The following is a 21,685-nucleotide window of genomic DNA, read 5'->3' as shown; positions in this document are numbered from 1 at the left end:
TCTCTTAAAAAGAGATTTATACTTTTAGAAACTTCCGAACACTCATAACGCTTCCCCAAATACCTATTGCTGCTCCAATTGCTAACACCAGTAGCGCTAGCTGCCATGCAAATGGTGAAAATGGTAATATCTCTAGAAAACTAAATTGATTAATTGATGCAGCATTCGCATCTAGATAGTAATAACCTGTTAATAAAACCGCCACAGGAATAATACTTCCTAGTACACCCAGTAAAAGACCTTCTACAAAGAACGGCCAGCGAATGAATCCGTTTGTAGCTCCAACTAATTTCATAACACCAATCTCTTTACTACGTGCCATTATTGTGATCTTTATTGTGTTTGAGATTAAGAAGATTGCCGTGAATACCAACCCTAAGATTAGGACAAGCCCAATATTTCGAGCATACTCATTAAATTTAAACAAAGTTTGCACAACATCTTGTCCAAAATTCACTTTTTCAACGTTCTCTATTTCCTCAATTTCTTTTGCAATTGTCAAAGTTTCTTGTGGATCTGTCGTTTTAATGATGTACGCATTATTTAAAGGATTATCTTGTTCATATAATTCCCATGCTCCACCCTCTTCGCCCATACTTGATATCAGGCTTTCTAACTCTTCCTCTTTTGTTGCGAAGTCAACAGTCTCTACTTCTGGAATTTCACCTATCTGGTCACCCACAGCTTCGACTTCTTCTTCATCCGCAGTTAGTTCGACTAAAACCTTAATTTCAACGTCTTCTTCTAAATTATCAGCGACATGATTCAAGTTAAGCATGAGTGCTAAAAATGCACCAACTAAAATTAATGTCGTAGTTACTGCACCGACAGAAGCAATGGTCATCCAACCATTACGCCAGATGTTTTTCGTACCTTCACGAAGATGTCTTTTTATTGTATTAAATCTCATAGCCGTATTCACCTCGATGTTGATCACGTACAACTAAGCCATCTTCAATGGCAATTACGCGTTTTTTTATCGTGTTGACGATTTCTTTACTATGGGTAGCCATAATAATGGTTGTACCCGTTGCATTAATTTCTTCCAGTATTTTCATAATTTCCCAAGATGTTTCCGGATCTAGATTACCTGTTGGTTCGTCCGCAATTACTAATTTAGGGTAATTCACAATTGCCCTGGCAATAGAAATCCTCTGTTGTTCCCCACCTGAAAGTTCATCAGGAATGAAACGCGCCTTATTTTTTAAACCAACTAAGTCAAGAACTTCCATCACACGTTTACGAATACCACGTGGTGACTCTTCTAATACTTCTAAAGCAAAAGCTATATTTTCATAGACTGTGAGTTTTGGTAGTAGTTTAAAATCTTGGTAGACAACACCAATATCTCTTCGTAAGTAGGGGATATGTTTTCGTTTCATTTTCGAGATATCTTTACTGTTAACTTTTATTAATCCTTTTGAGGCTAATACTTCACGGAAAATCAGTTTAATAAATGTTGATTTACCAGCACCACTTGGGCCTACAACGTAAACAAATTCACCTGGTTCTATTGCTATATCTATACCATTTAGTGCCGTAACACCATTAGGATAAGTTTTATATACACCTTGCATTTGTATCATATTTTTATCACCTTTATTATAAGTTTATTTTCTCGATGTAAGAAACTGTTACCAAATGATAGTTACAGTCTCTATCAAAATATTTGATCCTGTTCATTATAACATCTATTTTCACTTTTTTTAGACATTTTTTATTACATTTTCATTTCAAACCCTGTTAAAAATTACAAAATTCGCGAAAGTAGTTACCACTCCTTTACTAGACTATAATTAAAATAAAAAGAAGATTCTGCTCGAAAGTAGAATCTTCTTATATTACTATTTCAACTTTCACAGAGTGAAACAGGCTTTTTAAAGACTGTCAGGCTATATAACAGCTATATCTAAACTTAGTACAGTCAACGATTAGCGCTTTTTTGTGCGAAAGTTGCGTAACTAGTAACTATAATCATGTATTTTTGAATCCTTCTCCGAGTACTTCGCTCGCATTCATCGCAACTACGAAAGCTTTTGAATCAACGCGTCGCACCATTTGCGTCACTTTACTAAATTCATTTTGAGCAACGACACACATAATTATTTTGCGTTCTTCTTTGGTATAACCACCTTCAGCATTCCAAACAGTTACACCACGATCTATGTCTTTTAATAGAACTTGACGAACTTCTTCGACTTGATCTGTTATGATCATAATATTCTTTGACGTATTAAAACCAACTTGAACGAAGTCAATCGTACGACTTGTGACAAATAAACCAATTAATGCGTATAACCCTTGTTCTACAGAAAAAACAAATATGGCAGATATTACAATTAGTCCATCAAATAGAGCAACACATATACCTAGAGGTAGTGGAAAATACTTATGCAGTACTTGTGCTGCTAGATCAATTCCTCCAGTAGACGCTTTGCCACGAAATACAATTCCTATTCCAAGACCAGCACTCATGCCACCAAATATTGCACCTAATAATGGATCTGGCGTGGCTGCACTCCAATCATTTGTTACGAATACAAATAGGGGCAAAACAATCGTTCCAACTAAGGTTTTTAAGCCAAACTTACTTCCAAGTATTAGAAAGCCAATGATAAAGAGCGGAATATTTATGGCCCATTGGACCAATGATGGTTCCCAACCAAAAATTGATTTCGTAATCGTACTTATTCCTGCTACTCCACCAGAAGCAACTTCATTTGGTAAAAGAAATAAATTAAATGCGATAGCGACTAAAAATGCACCTATTATTACATAGCTATATTCTAAAATATGAATAAAAACTATCGGTACCGGTTCCCGTCTATATTTTGCGATCATAATAACAACACCTCGAACTTTCTACATTACTATCCGTCATTTTCAACCTTAAGGATTATATCATTGTTTCTAATAAGAGGACAACCATTTTTAGTAGAGTATAGTACTAGCGTGATGTAGCGTAAAGTCTATTTTCCATTCGTATTAGTCGGGTTAATCTATTTGAATGATGGAATATTGGAAGTTTAGTGGTTAGTTTTTTCTAGCATTCTCGAGCTTGGACCCGTGGAATGCGTAGTGATCTTTCTCAAAAGAAAACAGTAGGAATTAAAAGAGATGCTTCAGCTAATCTTTAGCTAAAGCATCTCTCTTTGAAAACTAGTTAATTCATTTGTGAACGTAGGTACGCATCAATAAATGGATTGATGTCCCCGTCCATTACACCGTTCGTGTTACCAACTTCCATATTCGTACGGTGATCCTTCACCATAGAATAAGGATGGAATACATAGGAGCGTATTTGACTTCCCCAACCGATTTCTTTTTGTTCGCCTCTAATTTCATCTAATTCGGACTGTTGTTTTTCAATTTGTAATTGATATAACTTTGCTCTCAACATCTTCATTGCTTGATCACGGTTCTTAATTTGTGAACGTTCTGCCTGACATGTCACAACAGAATTAGTTGGTAAGTGCGTAATTCGAACTGCTGAATCAGTCGTATTGATATGCTGACCACCAGCACCACTAGCACGGTACGTATCAACTTTAATATCTTCTGTATTAATTTCAATATCAATATCATCATCTAATTCCGGCATAATATCACAGGATACAAACGATGTATGGCGTCTACCTGAGGCATCAAATGGTGAGATACGAACCAAGCGATGGACACCTTTTTCTGCCTTCAAATAACCATAAGCATTATGACCTTTAATTAATAATGTCACACTTTTCACCCCAGCTTCCTCGCCAGGTAGATAGTCTAATGTTTCGACTTTAAATCCTCTTGAGTCTGCCCAACGGGTGTACATTCGAAGTAACATGCTAGCCCAATCTTGTGATTCTGTACCACCTGCACCTGGGTGTAATTCTAAAATCGCATTGTTTTTATCATATGGTTCACTAAGTAACATAAATAATTCAAACTGTTTCAGCGCTTCACTCAATGCTTGCACTTCTTTTTCCAAGTCTGCTCGTAACTCTTCATCATTTTCTTCTTTAACAAGCTCATATGAAAGCACAACATTTTCTAAACTTTCCACATGCTGATCAAAGGTATGAACAAACTCTTTTAATTCATTTACAGCAGCAATAACCTTTTGTGCGGTTTCTTGGCTATCCCAAAAGCCAGGCTCTGACATTTGATTTTCTAACTCTGCAATGCGCGTACGCTTCTCTTCTAAGTCAAAGAGACCCCCTAAAGTCTGTTAATTGTTTCTCAATACTATCTAATTCATGTCTTATCTCTGCTAATTCCATTTTTTACACCTCTTATAATCATTCATTTCTCTACCATTAACACATAGACAAGACACTTCCAGTTACGGAAGTGTCTCTCCATCTAATTGCATCACTTACCATGACAAAGTTTATACTTTTTACCACTTCCACAAGGACAAGGATCGTTACGCCCTACACTTTCAGCTTTAATAAATGGTTGCTTTTTCTTTTTCTTCTTCTCTTGATCACCTGAAACGGCTGTCGCATCTTTTGCTACTTCTTGACGTTTTAAGTTTTCACGCACTTGTGCTTTCATTACATAACGCGCAACTTCTTCATTAATGGATTCAACCATCTGTTCAAACATCGCAAAGCCTTCCATTTGATATTCGCGCAATGGATCATTTTGCCCATAAGCACGTAGATGAATACCTTGACGAAGCTGATCCATTTGATCAATGTGATCCATCCATTTTGTATCAACTGTTCGAAGTACAATAACTTTTTCAAACTCACGCATTTGATCTGGTGTAAGTTCTTCTTCTTTTTTATCATACTTTTCATCCACTTTTTCAAGGATGAAATCGATTATTTCTTGTTGTTCTTTACCTTTTAGATCTTCCTCCACTAAATAGTTCTCTTCAACTAAATTAGCATGGACATATTCTATGATCGTTTGTGTTGCCCATTTCTCTGGGTCATCATCTTGCGTATGCGCATGCACGGTTTGTCCTACTACCGTTTTAATCATCTCTTCAATAATATCACGTAAATTATCAGAATCTATCACATCAAAACGTTGTTTATAAATAATTTCACGTTGCTCACGCAAAACATCATCATAAGATAGAACTGTTTTACGTGCATCGAAGTTATTACCTTCTACACGTTTTTGCGCAGATTCAACCGCACGAGATACAACTTTACTTTCAATTGGTTGGCTATCATCCATGCCAAAACGATCCATCATTGCACGCATATTGTCAGAACCGAATCGACGCATCAATTCGTCTTCCATTGATAAATAAAATCGTGTAATACCCGGATCACCTTGACGACCAGAACGACCACGTAACTGGTTATCAATACGGCGAGATTCGTGACGTTCTGTTCCAATAACAGCTAATCCACCACGTTCAATTACACCTTCACCTAGTTTGATATCCGTACCACGACCAGCCATATTTGTAGCAATTGTGACTGCGCCAAATTGTCCGGCATTTTCAATGATTTCTGCTTCACGATAGTGGTTCTTCGCGTTTAATACATTATGCTTTACGCCAGCTTTTTTAAGGTACTTTGATATTACCTCAGATGTTTCTACCGCGACAGTACCAACTAATACTGGTTGACCTGCTTCATAACGTTCTTTAATGTCCTCAACTACAGCTTGGTATTTACCATCTATTGATTTAAATATTAAATCTGCTTTGTCATCACGGACAATTTCACGGTTAGTTGGAATTGAAAGTACAACCATGTTATATATATTGCGAAACTCTTCTTCTTCCGTTTTTGCTGTACCTGTCATACCAGCTAACTTATCGTACATTCTAAAAAAGTTTTGAAATGTAATAGAAGCAAGTGTCATGCTTTCATTTTGAATCTGTAAGCCTTCTTTAGCCTCGATTGCTTGGTGTAGACCATCACTATATCGACGACCTTTCATTAAACGGCCTGTAAATTGGTCAACAATCACAACTTGTTCTTCTTCGATCACGTAATCCATATCACGTTGCATCGCCACAGTTGCTTTTAATGCTTGGTTGATATGATGTGTTAATGTTACATGATTAAGATCAAATAAGTTTTCAATATTGAAAAAGCGTTCTGCTTTATTAATACCTTCTTCTGTTAATTGCACACCTTTTGTTTTCTCATCATATGTGTAATCCGTTTCATCCTTAAGTCCACCAATAAATGCGTTTGCTTGATTATAAAGGCTTGCAGACTTACGAGCAGATCCAGAAATAATTAACGGTGTACGTGCTTCATCAATTAAAATGGAATCGACCTCATCAATAATAGCAAAAGGCAATGGACGCTGGACCATTTGTTCCTTATATAGCACCATATTATCCCTTAAATAATCAAAGCCAAATTCGTTATTTGTTCCATAAGTAATGTCTGCTAAATATGCTGCCCTTTTCTCTTCTTTTGTTAAGCTATTTATGTTTAGTCCAACAGTCATACCGAGGTATGTGAATAGTGCACCCATTTCACGTGCGTCACGTTCAGCCAAATACTCATTGACTGTGATAATGTGTACACCTTTACCAGATATAGCATTTAGATATGCGGGCATGGTAGAAGCTAATGTTTTACCTTCACCTGTCTTCATCTCAGCAATATCACCTTGATGCAATACTAAAGCGCCTAATAACTGAACAGAGAATGGGCGCATATTTAGTACACGCTTTGCAGCTTCTCTTACAACTGCATAGGATTCTACTAATAAATCATCTAAAGTTTCTCCATCTTGATAACGCTTTTGAAACTCTGCCGTTTTCTCACTTATTTCCTTATCAGATAATTTTTGAATTTCTGGTTCCATTGCTTCTATTTCATCAACTGTTTTTTGCAATTGATTAAGTTGTCGCTGGTTACCGTCAAAAACCTTTTTTAGTAATCCACGCATGTCATACGCTCCTCTATTGTATAAAATGTTCTTTTTTTAAATTATATCATGATACTATTCGTCTATTTTCAATCATAACACTAGCATTTAGTAATGACAAGAATTGAAAAAATTAGGATGGTTAAAATTTAAAAAGTAGTGACTTTTGCTTTTTTAGCAGTCACTACTTCTAATTATTTCGTTTTATTTTTTTTACTATTTAGGGTAATAACACATCTATTACTTCCTGGACATATTCTTGATTTCTAGAGGTAGCTGGTACGAGAATAAATGTATCATCAAAAGTTGGAGCATCCAAGTAAGCTGCATTTTTTGTGCTTATCCCATATATTTCATTTGTTTCGAAATCAGCTAATTGATAGTCTTCTTGATTGATCTGATTCAAATCAATCACCTCAGACAGAGGAAGAAATAGATCTTCTTCTATTAACTGCTTTGCAAGTGCCTTGTCCGTTATGATGATATCGATTTGGCCAACAGAGAGAGCTGCAGACATTTTTTGCATTTGTTGATAGGCACTTTCTTCGACTTTCCCACCTTTGTGTTGAATGTATTCAAAGAATAGTGTAAAGGCATCAAATGTATGATCTGATAGATCTTCTTCGACTTGTTCGATCACAGATAAACTCGCTTCACTTACTACCATTACCTCAAATACTTTTTCTTCTTCATCAAAAATATTACCTACCATAATTCCGAGAAATATAATAGCAGAAATACTCCCAATTATATGTAACTTATAATACTCCCATATGTAATCTATTTGTTCTTTCTTACTTGACATTGTCCTTAAAGTGGCGATTAGTCGCTTCATGGATACCTCTCCCAAACGAAAAAATTGAAACATGAGATACATACTTTGTCTGTTTTCTGATGCGCGAACAATAGCTATTGGCATCGTAAGCTAAACCAGTTGATGACGCATCAGAATCAGATAAGATATTGAAATTTATAGACTCCCTATTGAATACTAGAAATTTTTAAAATATTACAGAGTAATAGATAATTTGGTAGTTCCAACTTCTGGTGAGACAATTACACCTTGTGGATCTGAATTGATACTTCCATTAGATGTAGAAATACTGTCTTTTGCTCCTATCACCTTTATATGATAAGGCTTTTCGATCAAATCAGTTTCAAACTCTAACCTCTCGCCTACGCGTGAAACAGTAACCGAGCCGATAGATTTACCGGATGTATCATAGATGCTTTTCTCAACTTTAGAACCGTCCTTAACCTGATATACCTGAAAAGTAACATCCATCTCGTAATCATAAGCTGGTTTTTCAACATTTAGGCCAATTGGTAAAAGAGTATTTTCACGAACAAACAATGGCAGATTAAAATAGTCATAGTTTTGTTTGATCCATTTCCCGCCTTCTACTTCTTCACCAGTTAAAAGATGTGTCCACGTTCCTTTTGGTAAATAAAACGAACCAAGTCCCTCTTCATTGAAAATTGGTGCAACTAAAATCGAGTCTCCTAACATGTATTGACGATCAAGCGTTTCACAAAGTGGATCTTCTGGAAATTCAAGCAACATCGATCGCATGACCGGAACACCAGTCTTACTATTTGCTACTGCTTGCCCATACAAATATGGCATTAAGCTATTTTTCAATCTTGTAAAATGGCGTGCAACAGCTACTGCCTCGTCATCAAAATTCCATGGTACACGATAAGATGAACTACCATGAAAACGGCTGTGACTTGATAATAAACCAAATGCAGTCCATCTTTTAAATACATCAGGAGTTGCCGTATTTTCAAAGCCTCCAATATCATGACTCCAATAACCAAATCCAGATGTTGTTAATGATAAGCCACCACGTAAACTTTCAGCCATCGCCTCGTAAGTTGAATCACAATCTCCACCCCAATGTACTGGGAATTTCTGTGCTCCTGTTGTAGCTGAACGGGCGAATACAACCGCTTCTTCTGATCCTTTTTCTTCTTTTAACAAATCATATACTACTTCATTATATTGATAGGCATAATAGTTATGCATTTTCTGAGGATCTGATCCATCATAATATACCACATCTGTAGGAATTCTTTCACCAAAATCTGTTTTGAATGAATCCACTCCCATATCAATAAGTACTTTTAATTTGGATTGAAACCATTTTGCTGCGTCTGGATTCGTAAAGTCGACAATTCCCATACCAGCTTGCCAACGATCCCATTGCCAAACATCCCCATTTTCTTTTTTCAATAAATAACCGTTAAGGCGTGCTTCTTCAAATAACTCCGACTTCTGTGCAATATACGGATTAATCCAAACACAAATCTTTAACCCCTTATCTTTCAGTCGTTTTAGCATTCCTTCAGGATCTGGGAAATTACGTCTGTCCCAGATAAAATTACTCCATTCAAATTCTTTCATCCAAAAACAATCAAAATGAAAAACGCTTAACGGAATCCCTCTCTCTTCCATACCATCAACAAAGTGGGTAACCGTTTCTTCATTATAATCAGTAGTAAATGACGTCGATAGCCATAGTCCAAAAGACCATGCTGGTGGCAATGCTGGTGTGCCAGTAAGTGCTGTATAGCGACTTACCACTTCTTTTGGTGTTGGACCATTAATGAAATAATAATCCAAATACTCTCCCTCTACACTGAATTGAGAACGGGATACTAATTCAGACCCAAGCTCAAAGCTTACTTCTTCTGGATGATTAACGAACACGCCATAGCCCTTGCTACTTAAGTAGAATGGAATATTCTTATACGACTGTTCCGAACTCGTTCCACCATCTTTATTCCAACTATCTACTGACTGACCATTTTTTATATATGGTGTGAAACGTTCGCCTAAACCATATAAATTCTCACCAACACCTAAACCTAACTGTCCACGCATGAAGGTTTTTCCTTCTGGTCCTTCAATCCATGCTAAACTTTTACTGTCAACTGCCGTTAATTTTCCAACAGCATTTTCAAAAACTAGACCAAATACATCCTTATTAATTGTCAGTTTTAAATCTCCACTAGAAAAAGATAGTCTTTCTTTTTCTGAAATAAGATCGATTGATTTTAGTTCCTCTTTCACATCAAAATTTGGATATTTTTCTTTTCCACCTTTGAAATGCCAAGTTTGCACCCGTACAACGTTATCGATTGGTGCTGATAGTTTAATAGTAAGTAATGGTCCATCTAGCGTATCCCCGCGATGGTTTATAAATTTACACGGGGCATATAATGTAACTGCATTCTCTTCTTCAATAACTTCATGAACGACTCTAGGAAAGTTAATCTGATACCCTTCTCTTTCAAGCCAATTTCCATCTGTAAATTTCATCTATTAAAACTCCTTTATTGTTGTTTTAAAATGAGCACATCTCGTGCTTTAATTTTATTTGTTCCGGTATAGGTATTGTTTGTAATCAGATCGATATATACTGTTTCTCCAGCTTCAAAGCTTGCTTCTTCTGGATTATGATTTATTATAAACAAGTATGAAGTCTCTTCCTTCACACGCTCCGTTACTTCCACACCATCGGCGGATACCATCAATGCTTTTATATCCATATCTGTACAGATATTTTCAACAAAATCACGAATAAATGTCTGATCAGGACTTGAAGCTACATAATAGGCATTTCCTTGGCCAAACGTATTCTTGGTTAACACCGGCATTCCTTGATAAAAATCAGACCCATAGGTTGCTAGAACTTCAGCACCTTCTGCATGTATTAAATCAAATAAAACGTTACATGTGTATGAGCCTTTCAATGCTCCAATACTTGTATCAAATACTATTTCATTTGTATGTGACGGTTCTAATGCATCTATTTCTTCTGACCATATTCCGACTAATTCACGAAGTTCACCAGGATAACCACCAAGTGTCACCAAATCGTTCTCATCTACAATGCCACTAAAAAATGTTGTAACAAATGTACCGCCATCTCGAACGAATTTCTTCAAACGATTCGCGTGACCTTCTTTGATCATATATAAAACAGGTGCAATCACGACTTGATATTGGCTTAAGTCTTCCTCTACTCCGATGATATCAACTGGAATGTTTTTTTGATAAAAGGCGTCATAATATTTATGCACTTCCTTCACGTAATCGAGTGCTACGGACGGTCCACTTGATAAATTAATAGCCCAGCGATTTTCCCAATCAAACACGATTGCAACTTTTGCATCCGTCCGACTATCAATAATCTGATCAGAAAGAATACCTAATTCTTCACCCACTGCAGCACTTTCTTTAAATACTCTCGTGTGTTCATGCCCAACATGTTCAATCACTGCACCATGATACTTCTCGGTTGCGCCACGGGAACGTCGTAATTGAAAAAACATCACTGTATCCGCGCCATGGGCAACTGCTTGGTAGCTCCAAAGACGCATTACGCCAGGTCGCTTTAGTGCATTAAATGCTTGCCAGTTTTGTTGACTAGGTGTTTGCTCCATCAACATAAATGGTTGACCACTTTTCAACCCTCGCATTAAATCGTGCGTCATTGCTGTCATGCTAACTGGTGTGTCAATTGATGGATAGTTATCCCACGATACAACATCCATTTCTTTTCCCCACTTAAAATAATCTAGTTCTGGGTATAAGCCCATTAAATTTGTTGTAACTGGAATATCTGGTGTATGTTTTTTTAATTGATCGCGTTCTAGCTTAAACACATCTAGCAGACTATCCGATTGAAAACGACGATAATCTAATGAAATTCCTTGAAAGTTCGTATTATTGCCATGTTCCCATTCTTCACTTAAACCATTTGGTACGACTATTTCATCCCACTCGTAAAATGTATGACCCCAAAACGTCGTATTCCACGCCTGATTAACTGCATCAAGTGTATGATAGCGGTCTTTAAGCCAAACGTGAAATTCCTTTTGGCAATTATCACAATAACAGTAACCACCATATTCATTTGAAACATGCCATATTAAAACAGCTGGATGATTTTGATAGCGTTCAGCTAACTTCTCTGCCATACGACTTGCATATTTTCGATATGTTGGACTATTCGGACAGGAGTTATGTCTACCACCAAATTGGCGCTTTCTTCCTTCAAAATCAACTCGCCTTACATCGGGATAACGCTTCGCCATCCATGCCGGGTGTGCAGCTGTACTTGTAGCTAAACAAACAAAGACATTTTTTTCATATAGACGATCAATCGTTTCATCGAGCCAAGTAAAATCATATGTATTCTCAGACGGTTGGTTAAGTGCCCAAGAAAAAACATTGATTGTTGCAACATCAATACCCGCCAATGTAAACATTCGTTCATCTTCAGACCATGTTTCTTTATTCCATTGCTCTGGGTTATAATCTCCACCGTACCAAATCTTTGGTAATGCTTTATTTATCAATTCAATTCCTCCTTGATTTGATTTTTTTGATCCGACTGAACTGCTTGATACAGCGCACCTAAAAGTCCTGCATTATTGTGATGATAACAAGCTTCGATTGGAACTTTAATATCCTTCCAATTATAAATTTGATTTAATTTGTCGTTGATTCGTTCGTACAAGTCTTCTCTTACACTAATTGCACCACCAATTAAAATCTTTTCTGGATTTAATGTAGCAACTAAATTGAATACACCTGCACTTACATAAGAAAACCAGCGATCAAGCATGGCTTCAACTTCAGGATCAATCCGTGCGTCTTCGAATACCTTTTCACCTTCAATTAGCGTTTTTATATCAATCTTTTTTATTTTTTTGTAGTTATTAATTAAGGCACTCGTTGAGGCAATGTCATGCAAATTCTGATAACCATCGTCTAAACCATTTACCGTCATTAGACCAAACTCACCTGCCTGAAAAGCATGACCATGTAAAATATCACCATTAATAAAAATCCCGCCACCGATTCCAGTTCCAATTGTCATACAAATAAAGTCGTCACAATTGATAGCGTTTCCACTGTGCTTCTCAGCTAGTGTAGCACAATTCGCATCATTTTCTATGATAATTGGCAGAGTAGTTTTTTGATTTAGTAAAGTTATAATATTCGTTCCATCTAGAACATCAATTGCACCTGCTAATGCTGCATATCCAGTGCTTGGATCAATAAATCCTGGAAAACTAATTGCTATCTTTTCAATTTGATTAGTCGTTGTTATCTCATTAATTACATTTACCATATCATCTATGAATTGCTCAGCTGTTTCTTTTCTAGTTGGATAACTCGATTTGTTAATGAACTTCCCTTCAGCAGTTAATAGGCCGTATTTAACGTTTGTTCCACCGACATCAAAACACAAATAGAGTTTTGTTTTCATTTGAATCCCATCTTTCTTTTTTTTAAAATACAAGCCCGCATCCGATTGGAAACAGGCTTGTTATATTTTCTATTAATTGGTTTCCCAAAGTTCGATAACATCTTTTGTCATCTGCGTCATATCTTCATTTGCCTTTTCAATATCCATTGCTTCTAGATCTTTAATCATGTTCTCCCACATCTCGTCAAATTCAGCTGGATCAGCTAAAATTGCTTGAGTAATACTTTGTTCTGTTAAATCATCCGCTTTTTGCTGAATAATTTGAACATCACTACCAGATGGAATTGTATAGTTTGCAACAGTACCATGTTTTGTAACGCCTAAGTCTTCTGTTGCAGGGAACCATTCAATCCAATTAGTCATGCCATACTCTGCTAAAACTTCTTTTTCTACACTATTGAAGTTGTCAATAATATCTTGTTCTGAATTTGGCGTAATCGATTGACCATTCGAATCAACTGCACCGTTACCCATTTGTGGGAATGGATAGACATAATATCCTACGCCCGTTTCTTTGCCATATTCACTATCTGCGTTCATACGCTCACGGTCTTCTTCTTTCATCACGCGTTTACCGTCAACTATGTCATAGTTTTCACCTTCGATACCCCAGTTAACAAGAATTTGGGCTTCTTCTGATGCCATCCAATCTAAAAATCCAAATGCTTCATCTTGATGTTCACTTGTAGAAGAGATTGCAATACCCCATCCACCAGCAAAACCATAGTCTTGTAATCCTTTAGATTGATAGTCATCACCAAGTGTTACAGGTAATGGTGCATACGTTCTCTCTTCTCTTCCGTCTGATACTAATGCTTTATCCGCATCTCCGATATTCCAATCTTGGTCAGCAATACTTAGTACACGACCAGATGATAGCTTAGAAATATACGTATCATACGTTTGGGTGAACGATTCTGGGTCTAATAATCCTTTGGCATTCATTCCATTCAACCACTCAAAATATTCCTTCATTTCTGGAAGTAAAAACTTGTAAGTTGTTTCTCCCGTTTCATTATCAACTGCCCATTGGCCATTATCCTCAAGACCTGCTGCAAAACCTGCTGGATTACCTACAGTAATCAACCAACGCCAATCACTACCTAATAAGGATAAAGGTAACGTTTTTTGTCCATCAATTTCCGGATACATTTCGTAGTATTCTGTCAGTGCAGCTTCAAATTCGTCTAACGTATCAATTTCTGGATATCCTAATTCACGTAGGACATCTAACTGCAGTTGGAACGTACCACTCGTAGCCCAATATGCATTTTCTACACCATACGTCCCTACTGTATATATGCTTGGATCATCTAGCGTATTACGTAAACGATTTAAATCATCACCATATAGTGCTTTTAAATTATCGCCTTTTTCTTCAATCAACTCATCTAATTTAATAACACCACCAGCGTCAATTAATTTGCCGATATCACCTTTCGCATAAATTAAATCTGGATAGTCACCACTTGCTATCATTAATGGAATTGTTTCATCATTTCCACCAACTGGATAATCAATATCTAATTTCACTCCTGTTTCTTCTGTGATCTTTTGAGCTACGGGATCATTAAATTCCTTTTCTTCCCCGTCAGCACTAAAGAATGTAAGTGTTACTGGTTCATCCGAATTTCCTCCATCATTTGAATCGTCTGATGAACTTGACGAGTCGTCACTGCATCCTGCAAGAATTACAGTTCCTATGACGAACATCAAAAATAATAGCAATAGATTTTTTTTCATATTTTCTCCTCCAAGTTGTCGTTGTTATTTATATTAACTTTCATTAATAATAATCTAATTAGCCTTTTATGCGTCTATATTATTGTATTTACTCCTATCTTACTCTGCTTACCGAGAACCGAGCAGACGACCTTGATTTGTTAGCTGTTATTTATATCTTTATTATATAAGTAATCGCTTTCAAAAAATACAGAACAATCAAGACATAAAATCATGTAAAAAGAAGAGGTGACTCTCTTGAAACTAAATGAATGAATATGACCATAAAAATGATTATAGAGATAATACTTAATCTGGAAGTTTAAATGACTAAGAGCATGCATTCAGATCCATAGTGTCGATTGAATCAAAAAGGTGCTTCATTCACTCTTATTAATTCTATAATATTTACTTTATATGAATATTCTATTTTTACCATTACTTAAATATTGCTATTTCAAGCAGCTTCAATTACAATCAGATATTCTCCATTTTAAAATAATCAAAATGCGCTGCAGTTTGTGTGTTTTTACCATTTCCACTAGCATACATCCCTATATAAACTCCTGTAAATGCAGAATTTGTACATTCTGATGCCAGATGCTTCACCATTGTACTTCCAACTGAGTGAAGCTCTTCTTTACTTGTCCAACATGAAAAATAGTATTTCTTGGTGTCTCCTATTATGCTTAGATAGATATCTGAAGTTTCTTGACTTACTATCAACCCCTCTGTTTCCACCTGAATATCAGCAACATTTTTACGCAATAAAACTACTTTTTCCCCCTTCCTAATCGTAACTACTAAATCCATATGATGTTTATTATCCATATAGACGACTAATCCAGCCTCTTCATTTGGTGCAGTAGGAGCAAAACTTAACTTTGTTTCTATATTAAAATGATACTCTTCTTGCCTTCTACCAATAAAGGTACTTGCTTCTAAATCATTTAAAGACCATTCCTTTCCCCTTAAAGAAAGGTATCCTTTTCTATCTGATAAAGAGTAGTTATCAGTAATAAATTCTCTCATAGTGTTATAACATGGAGCTAACGAGTCTTCATTAAAATCATCAAGAATCAATTTTGTTTTTTGTTCTTTTTCTATATTTGGCGTATATAGGTCTGAATCCACTTCAATTAGAGCACGGTTATCTTTTACTATTGGCCATCCATCTTTTGACCAAATAATTGGCATAAGTATCGTTTCCCTACCTAGTACGTGTCTAAGTTCTACTGGTCTTGTTGCTAATGCAACAATCCACCAGTTACCATCGTTATCTTCTATTAAATCTCCATGACCTACAGATTGTAACTGTTCTGATGCATAGTCGCGATTTGATAAGATCGGATTATGCGGACAAGATTCAAACGGACCCCATAACGTATCACTTCGCATAATTTTAACCATATGTCCGTCTCTTGTCCCGCCTTCTGCTACCATTAAATAATAATATCCGTTGATTTTATACATATGTGGCGCTTCTAAGTCTCTTCCGCCAGTTCCTCTACTAATAATTTGGGACTCCCCTATAATATCCCCTGTTTCTATATTAATTTCGAACTGTTCTATTGCTGGTCCTGACTCATCGGTTATAGCAAGTTGCATAAAGGTTCGTCCATCTTCCCAGTATAACGATGGATCTATTCCAATCCTCTTTACCCAAACTGGCTCTGACCAATCTCCCCTAGGATCAGACGCACTTACAATAAAGTTTCCCTTCTTAAAACTGCTTTCTGTCATACATGTAGTAATCATATAAAATGTTTTATCATGGTAACGGATCGTAGGTGCATATATACCCCCAGAGCAATGGCAATTACGTAAATCTATTTGTGATTGTCTTGTTAAACAGTGACCAATCTGATTCCAGTTAACTAAATCTTTACTATGGAACAACGGAACTCCAGGAAGATATTCAAAACTGGATGTAACCAAAAAGTAACTGTCACCAGCTTTACAGATTGAAGGATCGGGATGGAACCCTTTTATAATCGGATTTTCGTATCTCATTATTTCCCTCCATTATGATCTGTCTTATTTATTTAATACAAAAAGATGACTTCTTAGTAATACAGAAATCATCTCTTTAATGTTGCAAGTTTTTTAAAATATCCTATCTAGAGGACATTTTAGAATAGAGACTTGTTTTTGTATACTTGTTACTTAGTTCCCCAAAGTTCCATTACATCTAATGTCATTTGTGTCATTTCTTCATTTGCTGTTTCAATATCCATTGCTTCTAATTCTTTAATCATACCAGTCCAGATTTCATCAAATTCACTCGGATCAGCTAAAATTGCTTGAGTAACACGTTGCTGTGTTAAATCATCCGCTTTTTGCTGGATAATTTGAAGGTCACTGCCTGATGGAATTGTATAGTTCCAAGCTTGGCCGTGGTTAGACACATCTAATTCTTCTGTTGCAGGAAACCAATCAATCCAGTTATCCATACCATATTCAGCTAATACTTCTTTTTCTACATCATTATAGTTAGCGATAATATCTTCTTCAGAGTTCGGTGTGATTGGTTGACCACCAGAGTCCACTGCACCAATACCCATTTGAGGGAACGGGTGCACATAATAACCTACACCAGTTTGTTTCCCATAATCCGCATCAGAATTCATACGTTCACGATCATCTTCTTGCATCACACGTTTTCCATCAACAATGTCATAATTCTCACCCTCGATGCCCCAATTAGCAAGAACCTGTGCCTCTTCTGATGCCATCCAATTTAAAAACTCGAATGCCTCATCTTGATGGTCACTTGTTGATGAAATCGCAATTCCCCAACCACCTGCAAACCCATAATCTTTTAATGCTTGTGATTGTACGTCAGAACCAAGCGTTACAGGAAGTGGTGCATATGTTCTTTCTTCTTTTCCGTCTGTAACCAATGCTTTATCAGCATCCGCAATATCCCAATCTTGGTCAGCAACACTTAGCACACGACCAGATGAAAGTTTGGAAATATACGTATCATACGTATGTGTAAATGATTCTGGATCTAATAAACCTTTTGCATTCATACCATTTAACCATTTAAAATACTCTTTAATTTCAGGTTTCAAGAATTTGTATGTTGCTTCTCCTGTATCATCATCAATCTGCCATTGGCCATCTCCTGGAAATCCAGCTATAGCACCTGCAGGGTCACCTACTGTAATTAACCAGCGCCAGTCACTACCTAACAGTGATAAAGGTAACGTTTTTTGACCATCAATCTCAGGATACATTTCATAGTATTCTGTGATTGCTTCTTCAAATTCTTCTAATGTGTTTATTTCTGGATAGCCTAATTCACGTAATACATCTAATTGAATTTGGAAAGATCCGCTAGTTTGCCAGTAAGCATTTTCAACAGGATACGTTCCAACAGTATAAATACTGGGATCATCACTCGAATTACGTAAACGATCAATTTGATCCCCATACATTGCTTTTAAATTATCACCTTTTTCCTCGATCAATTCATCTAATTTAATAACACCTCCCGCGTCAATTAGCTTGCCGATATCACCTTTCGCAAAAATCATATCCGGATAATCACCACTTGCAATCATTAATGGAATCGCTTCATCATTTCCACCTACTGGATAATCAAAATCCAATTTGATTCCTGTTTCTTCTGTGATTTTTTGTGCAATAGGATCATCAAACTCCTTTGCTTCTCCATCTGCATTAAATAATGATAATGTAATTGGTTCATCTGAGCTATTTCCATTATCTGATTCATCTGAAGAACTAGAAGAATCATCACTACACCCAGCCAAGATAAGCGTGCTGAAAATAAACATGAAAATCAGTATAAATAAATGCTTTTTCATCACATTTTCCCTCCATTTTTTGTAAGTGGATACTTTATATTAATTTTCATTAATATCATGCTTAACTTTTCACAGCACCTAAAGTAAGTCCTGTAACGAAATACCTTTGTAAGAATGGGTACACCAATAAAATTGGTACTGTAGCAATAATAGTGATTGCCATTTTGATAGATTGTGGATTTGTTTGACCTGCTAAAACCTCTGCATTTTGAGAGGTGACATCTCCACCTGAGATGTTAGCATTATCTAGTATTTTCATTAACTCGAACTGCAAGGTTGTTAAGTTATCACTTGATCTAGCGTATAAATACGTATCAAACCACATATTCCATTGCCCTACCGCTAAGAAAAGAGCGATCGTTGCGATAACTGGTAAACTCAATGGAATCACTATGCGCCAGAAAATAGTAAAATCATTTGCACCATCAATTTTTGCTGATTCTGTCAAAGCCATTGGTATGTTGTCCATAAAGGACCGGATAATAATGACATTAAATGCTGTAATCAGTAATGGTAAAATATACACCATAAAGTCATTAATTAAGCCAAGCTCTCTAATTAACATATAATCAGGAATTAATCCTCCACTGATAAACATCGTAATTACGAGCAAGAAACCCACTTGTTTGTTAAAAATAAAATCGCGACGACTAAGCGTGTAAGCTAGCATAGTGCTGGCGATGATACCTGTTACTGTACCAACTACAGTTCTTAAAATCGACATAAATAGTGCTTGTAACAGTCGATCATTACTACCAAAAATTTCAGTGTAATTTGCAAATGTAAATTCTCTTGGCCATATATTAATCCCGCCTCTAGCAGTATCTATCGCATTATTTAATGAGATTGCTAATATATTTAAAAATGGATAGAGTGTTAGGACAAGCACAAAGAACATTAAGATTAATAGTAAAATATCAAACATTGTAAACTTTTTCTTAGCCATGGTGTTTCTCCTTTCCATAATGTGCCTTGGTATGAAAGATTACCTATTCATAAACTAAAACTAAAAAAGTTGGATTAAAATACTCTTCCTTCACCTATCCGTTTGGCAAAACCATTTGCTATTAAAATCAGGATAATACTTATCACAGATTTAAATATACCGATTGCTGTACCAAAGGAATAACGGAACATCCCTATACCATAATCTAGGGCGTATAAATCAATAACTAGTGCTTTATTCGCAACAACGTTATTTCCTAATAGCATTTGTTTTTCAAAACCTATGTTAATTAAGTTTCCAATGCTTAGAATTAGTAGAACGATAATAACTGGGCGAATACTCGGTAATGTAATGTGCCACATTTGGCGAAACCTGCTGGCACCATCTACTTTTGCAGCTTCATATAGCTGCGGGTCAACACCTGCCATTGCAGCGAAGTAAATAATTGCATTCCAACCCATTTCTTTCCAAACATCCGATACAGTTATAATGCCCCAGAACATATCAGGATTGGACATAAAGCTGATTGGCCCATCAATAATATTTAAACCCATTAATACTGCATTGATCGGTCCATCTTGTGATAGCATGGTCGTTACGATATTCGCTACAATAACCCAAGATACAAAGTGCGGTAGATAAGATACCGTCTGTGTAAACTTCTTGAATTTTTGAAATCGCATTTCATTCAGTAATAATGCAAAAATAATTGCGGATAATGTACCAAATATTATTCCTAAAATCCCCATGCCCAATGTGTTTTCTAAAGCTTGATAGAACATTGGTTCATTAAATAAATCTTTAAAGTGCTCGAGCCCTACCCATTCTTGATCAAATAAACCATTCTGTGGTTTATAATCCTGAAACGCCATTGTCCACCCTGCGATTGGTATATATTTAAAAACAAATAACCAAAGTATAAATGGTAATGCCATCAAAATTAATGCCTTCTGATTGTTGACTCTTTTCCAAAAGCCCTTCTTTTTGGGTTGAAGCTGTGGTTGTTTTGTCTTTTTATCTAACCCAATCTTGACATTGGCTGTTTCAACAGCTAGGTTCGCTTGTTCTCCACTTGCTTTCACATGTTTACTCATTTTAAATTCTCTCCTTACTGCTTGATGAGTAGAAGTACCTTTTCTTTCTATTCTCATTATATAAGTAAACGCTTTCAATAAAAACAGAACAATAAGGACATAAAATCATGTAAAAACAAGAGGTCTTGATTTTAATGTAATAAAAATACCTTGATTTCAAGAACAATCAATGCATTACGTATTAATTTTCAGTGAAAATGCATAACTTCGACGTACAGAATTTCTTGACGCGCTTCACAAGTGAAATTGGCACACTTTCCACAGGCGGATCACATTGATGGGACGAGTAATCACAGTTCAACGGCGCTAACTCGGATCAGTAAATGTTTCCGGTAGACAGTAACCGCAGGTCCAAAGTGCGCCTTCCAAGTGGATCTGCATTACTTGCTGTTCATGCAGGACAAGGAATGCTTCGACAGCGGCACAACCCACGAGAAAATGGCTTCTTAATTTTCGAGGAGAGTCGCAATGACTTTATGATATTAGTTGATCTAGTTCAACATAAGCACCAGTAAGTTAAGTAAAGTACGTCACATATTGTAGTTTATTTATTCTTTAAATGATAACCCTTCTTCTTCTAATGAAGTTCTCATAATAGGTAAGGAAGCTGGTCCAATACCATGAACTTTTAAAATTTCCTTTTCAGTGAGCTTTGATAATTCTTTCAAAGTGTCAATCCCCTCGTGAACCAATGCATTTCTTGCAGGTGAACTGAGTTTTGAATGAAAGCCACTTTTAGGCTTATTCTCTTTATCACAGGTAGGGCAACTTGGACACTCACTACTTTTGTAATACTTATGTCCCTTTTCACAAACTCTTAAACTTTTTTCTGCTGTCAAAATAATTCCTCCAAACAAATTCTATATTTACATATTATATATTTGTTGTACAATCTCGACAAAACTATGTATATCCATCTATAGTTTAAGAACAGCATTTCACAAACTAACAATTCTTAAT

16 protein-coding genes are annotated in these 21,685 nt (G+C 36.2%); 1 reads left to right on the top strand and 15 read right to left on the bottom strand.

Translation table 11 applies throughout. The annotated features are described in order from the left end of the window. Window positions 1-16: 16 nt before the first annotated feature. From ftsX to D2K60_RS04595, 14 genes are all read right to left on the bottom strand, one after another. Window positions 17-910, bottom strand: a complete 894-nt coding sequence (ftsX, locus tag D2K60_RS04660; RefSeq protein WP_117168809.1) for a permease-like cell division protein FtsX — start codon at window positions 908-910, stop codon at window positions 17-19. Continuing rightward, window positions 900-1,586, bottom strand: coding sequence for a cell division ATP-binding protein FtsE (gene ftsE, locus D2K60_RS04655; protein WP_117168808.1), 687 nt, complete (start codon window positions 1,584-1,586; stop codon window positions 900-902). The genes ftsX and ftsE overlap by 11 nt, the downstream gene beginning before the upstream one ends. Window positions 1,587-1,974: 388 nt before the next feature. Further along, the gene (locus D2K60_RS04650; protein ID WP_117168807.1) at window positions 1,975-2,841 is read right to left on the bottom strand and encodes a YitT family protein; all 867 of its coding nucleotides are present in this window, start codon (window positions 2,839-2,841) and stop codon (window positions 1,975-1,977) included. A 322-nt stretch (window positions 2,842-3,163) separates the two neighbouring features. Then, a protein-coding gene (prfB, locus tag D2K60_RS04645; protein ID WP_117168806.1) for a peptide chain release factor 2 occupies window positions 3,164-4,265 on the bottom strand; the annotation gives its coding sequence in 2 pieces (ribosomal slippage) (window positions 3,164-4,192 and window positions 4,194-4,265; 1,101 coding nt in all). Between the two features lie 91 nt (window positions 4,266-4,356). Next, window positions 4,357-6,864, bottom strand: coding sequence for a preprotein translocase subunit SecA (gene secA, locus D2K60_RS04640; protein ID WP_117168805.1), 2,508 nt, complete (start codon window positions 6,862-6,864; stop codon window positions 4,357-4,359). Between the two features lie 199 nt (window positions 6,865-7,063). Beyond that, window positions 7,064-7,678 carry a type 2 periplasmic-binding domain-containing protein gene (locus D2K60_RS04635; RefSeq protein WP_117168804.1) on the bottom strand — a complete coding sequence of 205 codons (615 nt, stop codon included), beginning with the start codon at window positions 7,676-7,678 and terminating at the stop codon, window positions 7,064-7,066. Between the two features lie 174 nt (window positions 7,679-7,852). Next, entirely contained in the window at window positions 7,853-10,168 is a 2,316-nt protein-coding gene (gene yicI / locus D2K60_RS04630; protein ID WP_117168803.1) for an alpha-xylosidase, read from the bottom strand. Between the two features lie 14 nt (window positions 10,169-10,182). After that, window positions 10,183-12,213 carry a beta-galactosidase gene (locus D2K60_RS04625; RefSeq protein WP_117168802.1) on the bottom strand — a complete coding sequence of 677 codons (2,031 nt, stop codon included), beginning with the start codon at window positions 12,211-12,213 and terminating at the stop codon, window positions 10,183-10,185. Continuing rightward, window positions 12,210-13,130 carry an ROK family protein gene (locus D2K60_RS04620; protein ID WP_117168801.1) on the bottom strand — a complete coding sequence of 307 codons (921 nt, stop codon included), beginning with the start codon at window positions 13,128-13,130 and terminating at the stop codon, window positions 12,210-12,212. Before D2K60_RS04620 ends, D2K60_RS04625 begins: the two co-directional genes overlap by 4 nt. Before the next feature lie 72 nt (window positions 13,131-13,202). Next, window positions 13,203-14,873: an ABC transporter substrate-binding protein gene (locus D2K60_RS04615; protein ID WP_117168800.1), complete on the bottom strand. Its 1,671-nt coding sequence runs from the start codon at window positions 14,871-14,873 to the stop codon at window positions 13,203-13,205. Between the two features lie 456 nt (window positions 14,874-15,329). Beyond that, window positions 15,330-16,865, bottom strand: coding sequence for a glycoside hydrolase family 43 protein (locus D2K60_RS04610; RefSeq protein ID WP_117168799.1), 1,536 nt, complete (start codon window positions 16,863-16,865; stop codon window positions 15,330-15,332). Window positions 16,866-17,014: 149 nt separating this feature from the next. Beyond that, complete coding sequence (locus D2K60_RS04605; protein WP_117168798.1) at window positions 17,015-18,685, bottom strand: ABC transporter substrate-binding protein; 1,671 nt, start codon at window positions 18,683-18,685, stop codon at window positions 17,015-17,017. 61 nt (window positions 18,686-18,746) lie between these two features. Continuing rightward, entirely contained in the window at window positions 18,747-19,631 is an 885-nt protein-coding gene (locus D2K60_RS04600; RefSeq protein WP_117168797.1) for a carbohydrate ABC transporter permease, read from the bottom strand. Window positions 19,632-19,705: 74 nt separating this feature from the next. Beyond that, on the bottom strand, window positions 19,706-20,725 hold the full coding sequence (locus D2K60_RS04595) for an ABC transporter permease (RefSeq protein ID WP_117168796.1): 1,020 nt from the start codon (window positions 20,723-20,725) through the stop codon (window positions 19,706-19,708). Window positions 20,726-21,081: 356 nt separating this feature from the next. Between D2K60_RS04595 and D2K60_RS20565 the strand changes: the two genes are divergently transcribed. After that, complete coding sequence (locus D2K60_RS20565) at window positions 21,082-21,240, top strand: hypothetical protein (protein WP_162880696.1); 159 nt, start codon at window positions 21,082-21,084, stop codon at window positions 21,238-21,240. Window positions 21,241-21,273: 33 nt separating this feature from the next. On the opposite strand, the gene D2K60_RS04590 is transcribed toward D2K60_RS20565, so the two are convergent. Next, window positions 21,274-21,564 (bottom strand): RNA polymerase alpha subunit C-terminal domain-containing protein, encoded by a 291-nt coding sequence (locus tag D2K60_RS04590; protein WP_117168795.1) that lies wholly within the window; start codon window positions 21,562-21,564, stop codon window positions 21,274-21,276. Window positions 21,565-21,685: the final 121 nt, after the last annotated feature.

The sequence above is a fragment of the Paraliobacillus sediminis genome, from assembly GCF_003426055.1.
The sequence above is the reverse complement of the archived record's forward strand: the minus strand, read 5'-3'. Positions and strand labels throughout refer to the sequence as shown.

What these genes read in the sequence shown, in the direction of transcription:
- ftsX (WP_117168809.1), bottom strand. Translation starts at nt 910, where the DNA reads ATGAGATTTAATACAATAAAAAGACATCTTCGTGAAGGTACGAAAAAC.
- ftsE (WP_117168808.1), bottom strand. Translation starts at nt 1,586, where the DNA reads ATGATACAAATGCAAGGTGTATATAAAACTTATCCTAATGGTGTTACG.
- D2K60_RS04650 (WP_117168807.1), bottom strand. Translation starts at nt 2,841, where the DNA reads ATGATCGCAAAATATAGACGGGAACCGGTACCGATAGTTTTTATTCAT.
- secA (WP_117168805.1), bottom strand. Translation starts at nt 6,864, where the DNA reads ATGCGTGGATTACTAAAAAAGGTTTTTGACGGTAACCAGCGACAACTT.
- D2K60_RS04635 (WP_117168804.1), bottom strand. Translation starts at nt 7,678, where the DNA reads ATGAAGCGACTAATCGCCACTTTAAGGACAATGTCAAGTAAGAAAGAA.
- yicI (WP_117168803.1), bottom strand. Translation starts at nt 10,168, where the DNA reads ATGAAATTTACAGATGGAAATTGGCTTGAAAGAGAAGGGTATCAGATT.
- D2K60_RS04620 (WP_117168801.1), bottom strand. Translation starts at nt 13,130, where the DNA reads ATGAAAACAAAACTCTATTTGTGTTTTGATGTCGGTGGAACAAACGTT.
- D2K60_RS04615 (WP_117168800.1), bottom strand. Translation starts at nt 14,873, where the DNA reads ATGAAAAAAAATCTATTGCTATTATTTTTGATGTTCGTCATAGGAACT.
- D2K60_RS04610 (WP_117168799.1), bottom strand. Translation starts at nt 16,865, where the DNA reads ATGAGATACGAAAATCCGATTATAAAAGGGTTCCATCCCGATCCTTCA.
- D2K60_RS04605 (WP_117168798.1), bottom strand. Translation starts at nt 18,685, where the DNA reads ATGAAAAAGCATTTATTTATACTGATTTTCATGTTTATTTTCAGCACG.
- D2K60_RS04600 (WP_117168797.1), bottom strand. Translation starts at nt 19,631, where the DNA reads ATGGCTAAGAAAAAGTTTACAATGTTTGATATTTTACTATTAATCTTA.
- D2K60_RS04595 (WP_117168796.1), bottom strand. Translation starts at nt 20,725, where the DNA reads ATGAGTAAACATGTGAAAGCAAGTGGAGAACAAGCGAACCTAGCTGTT.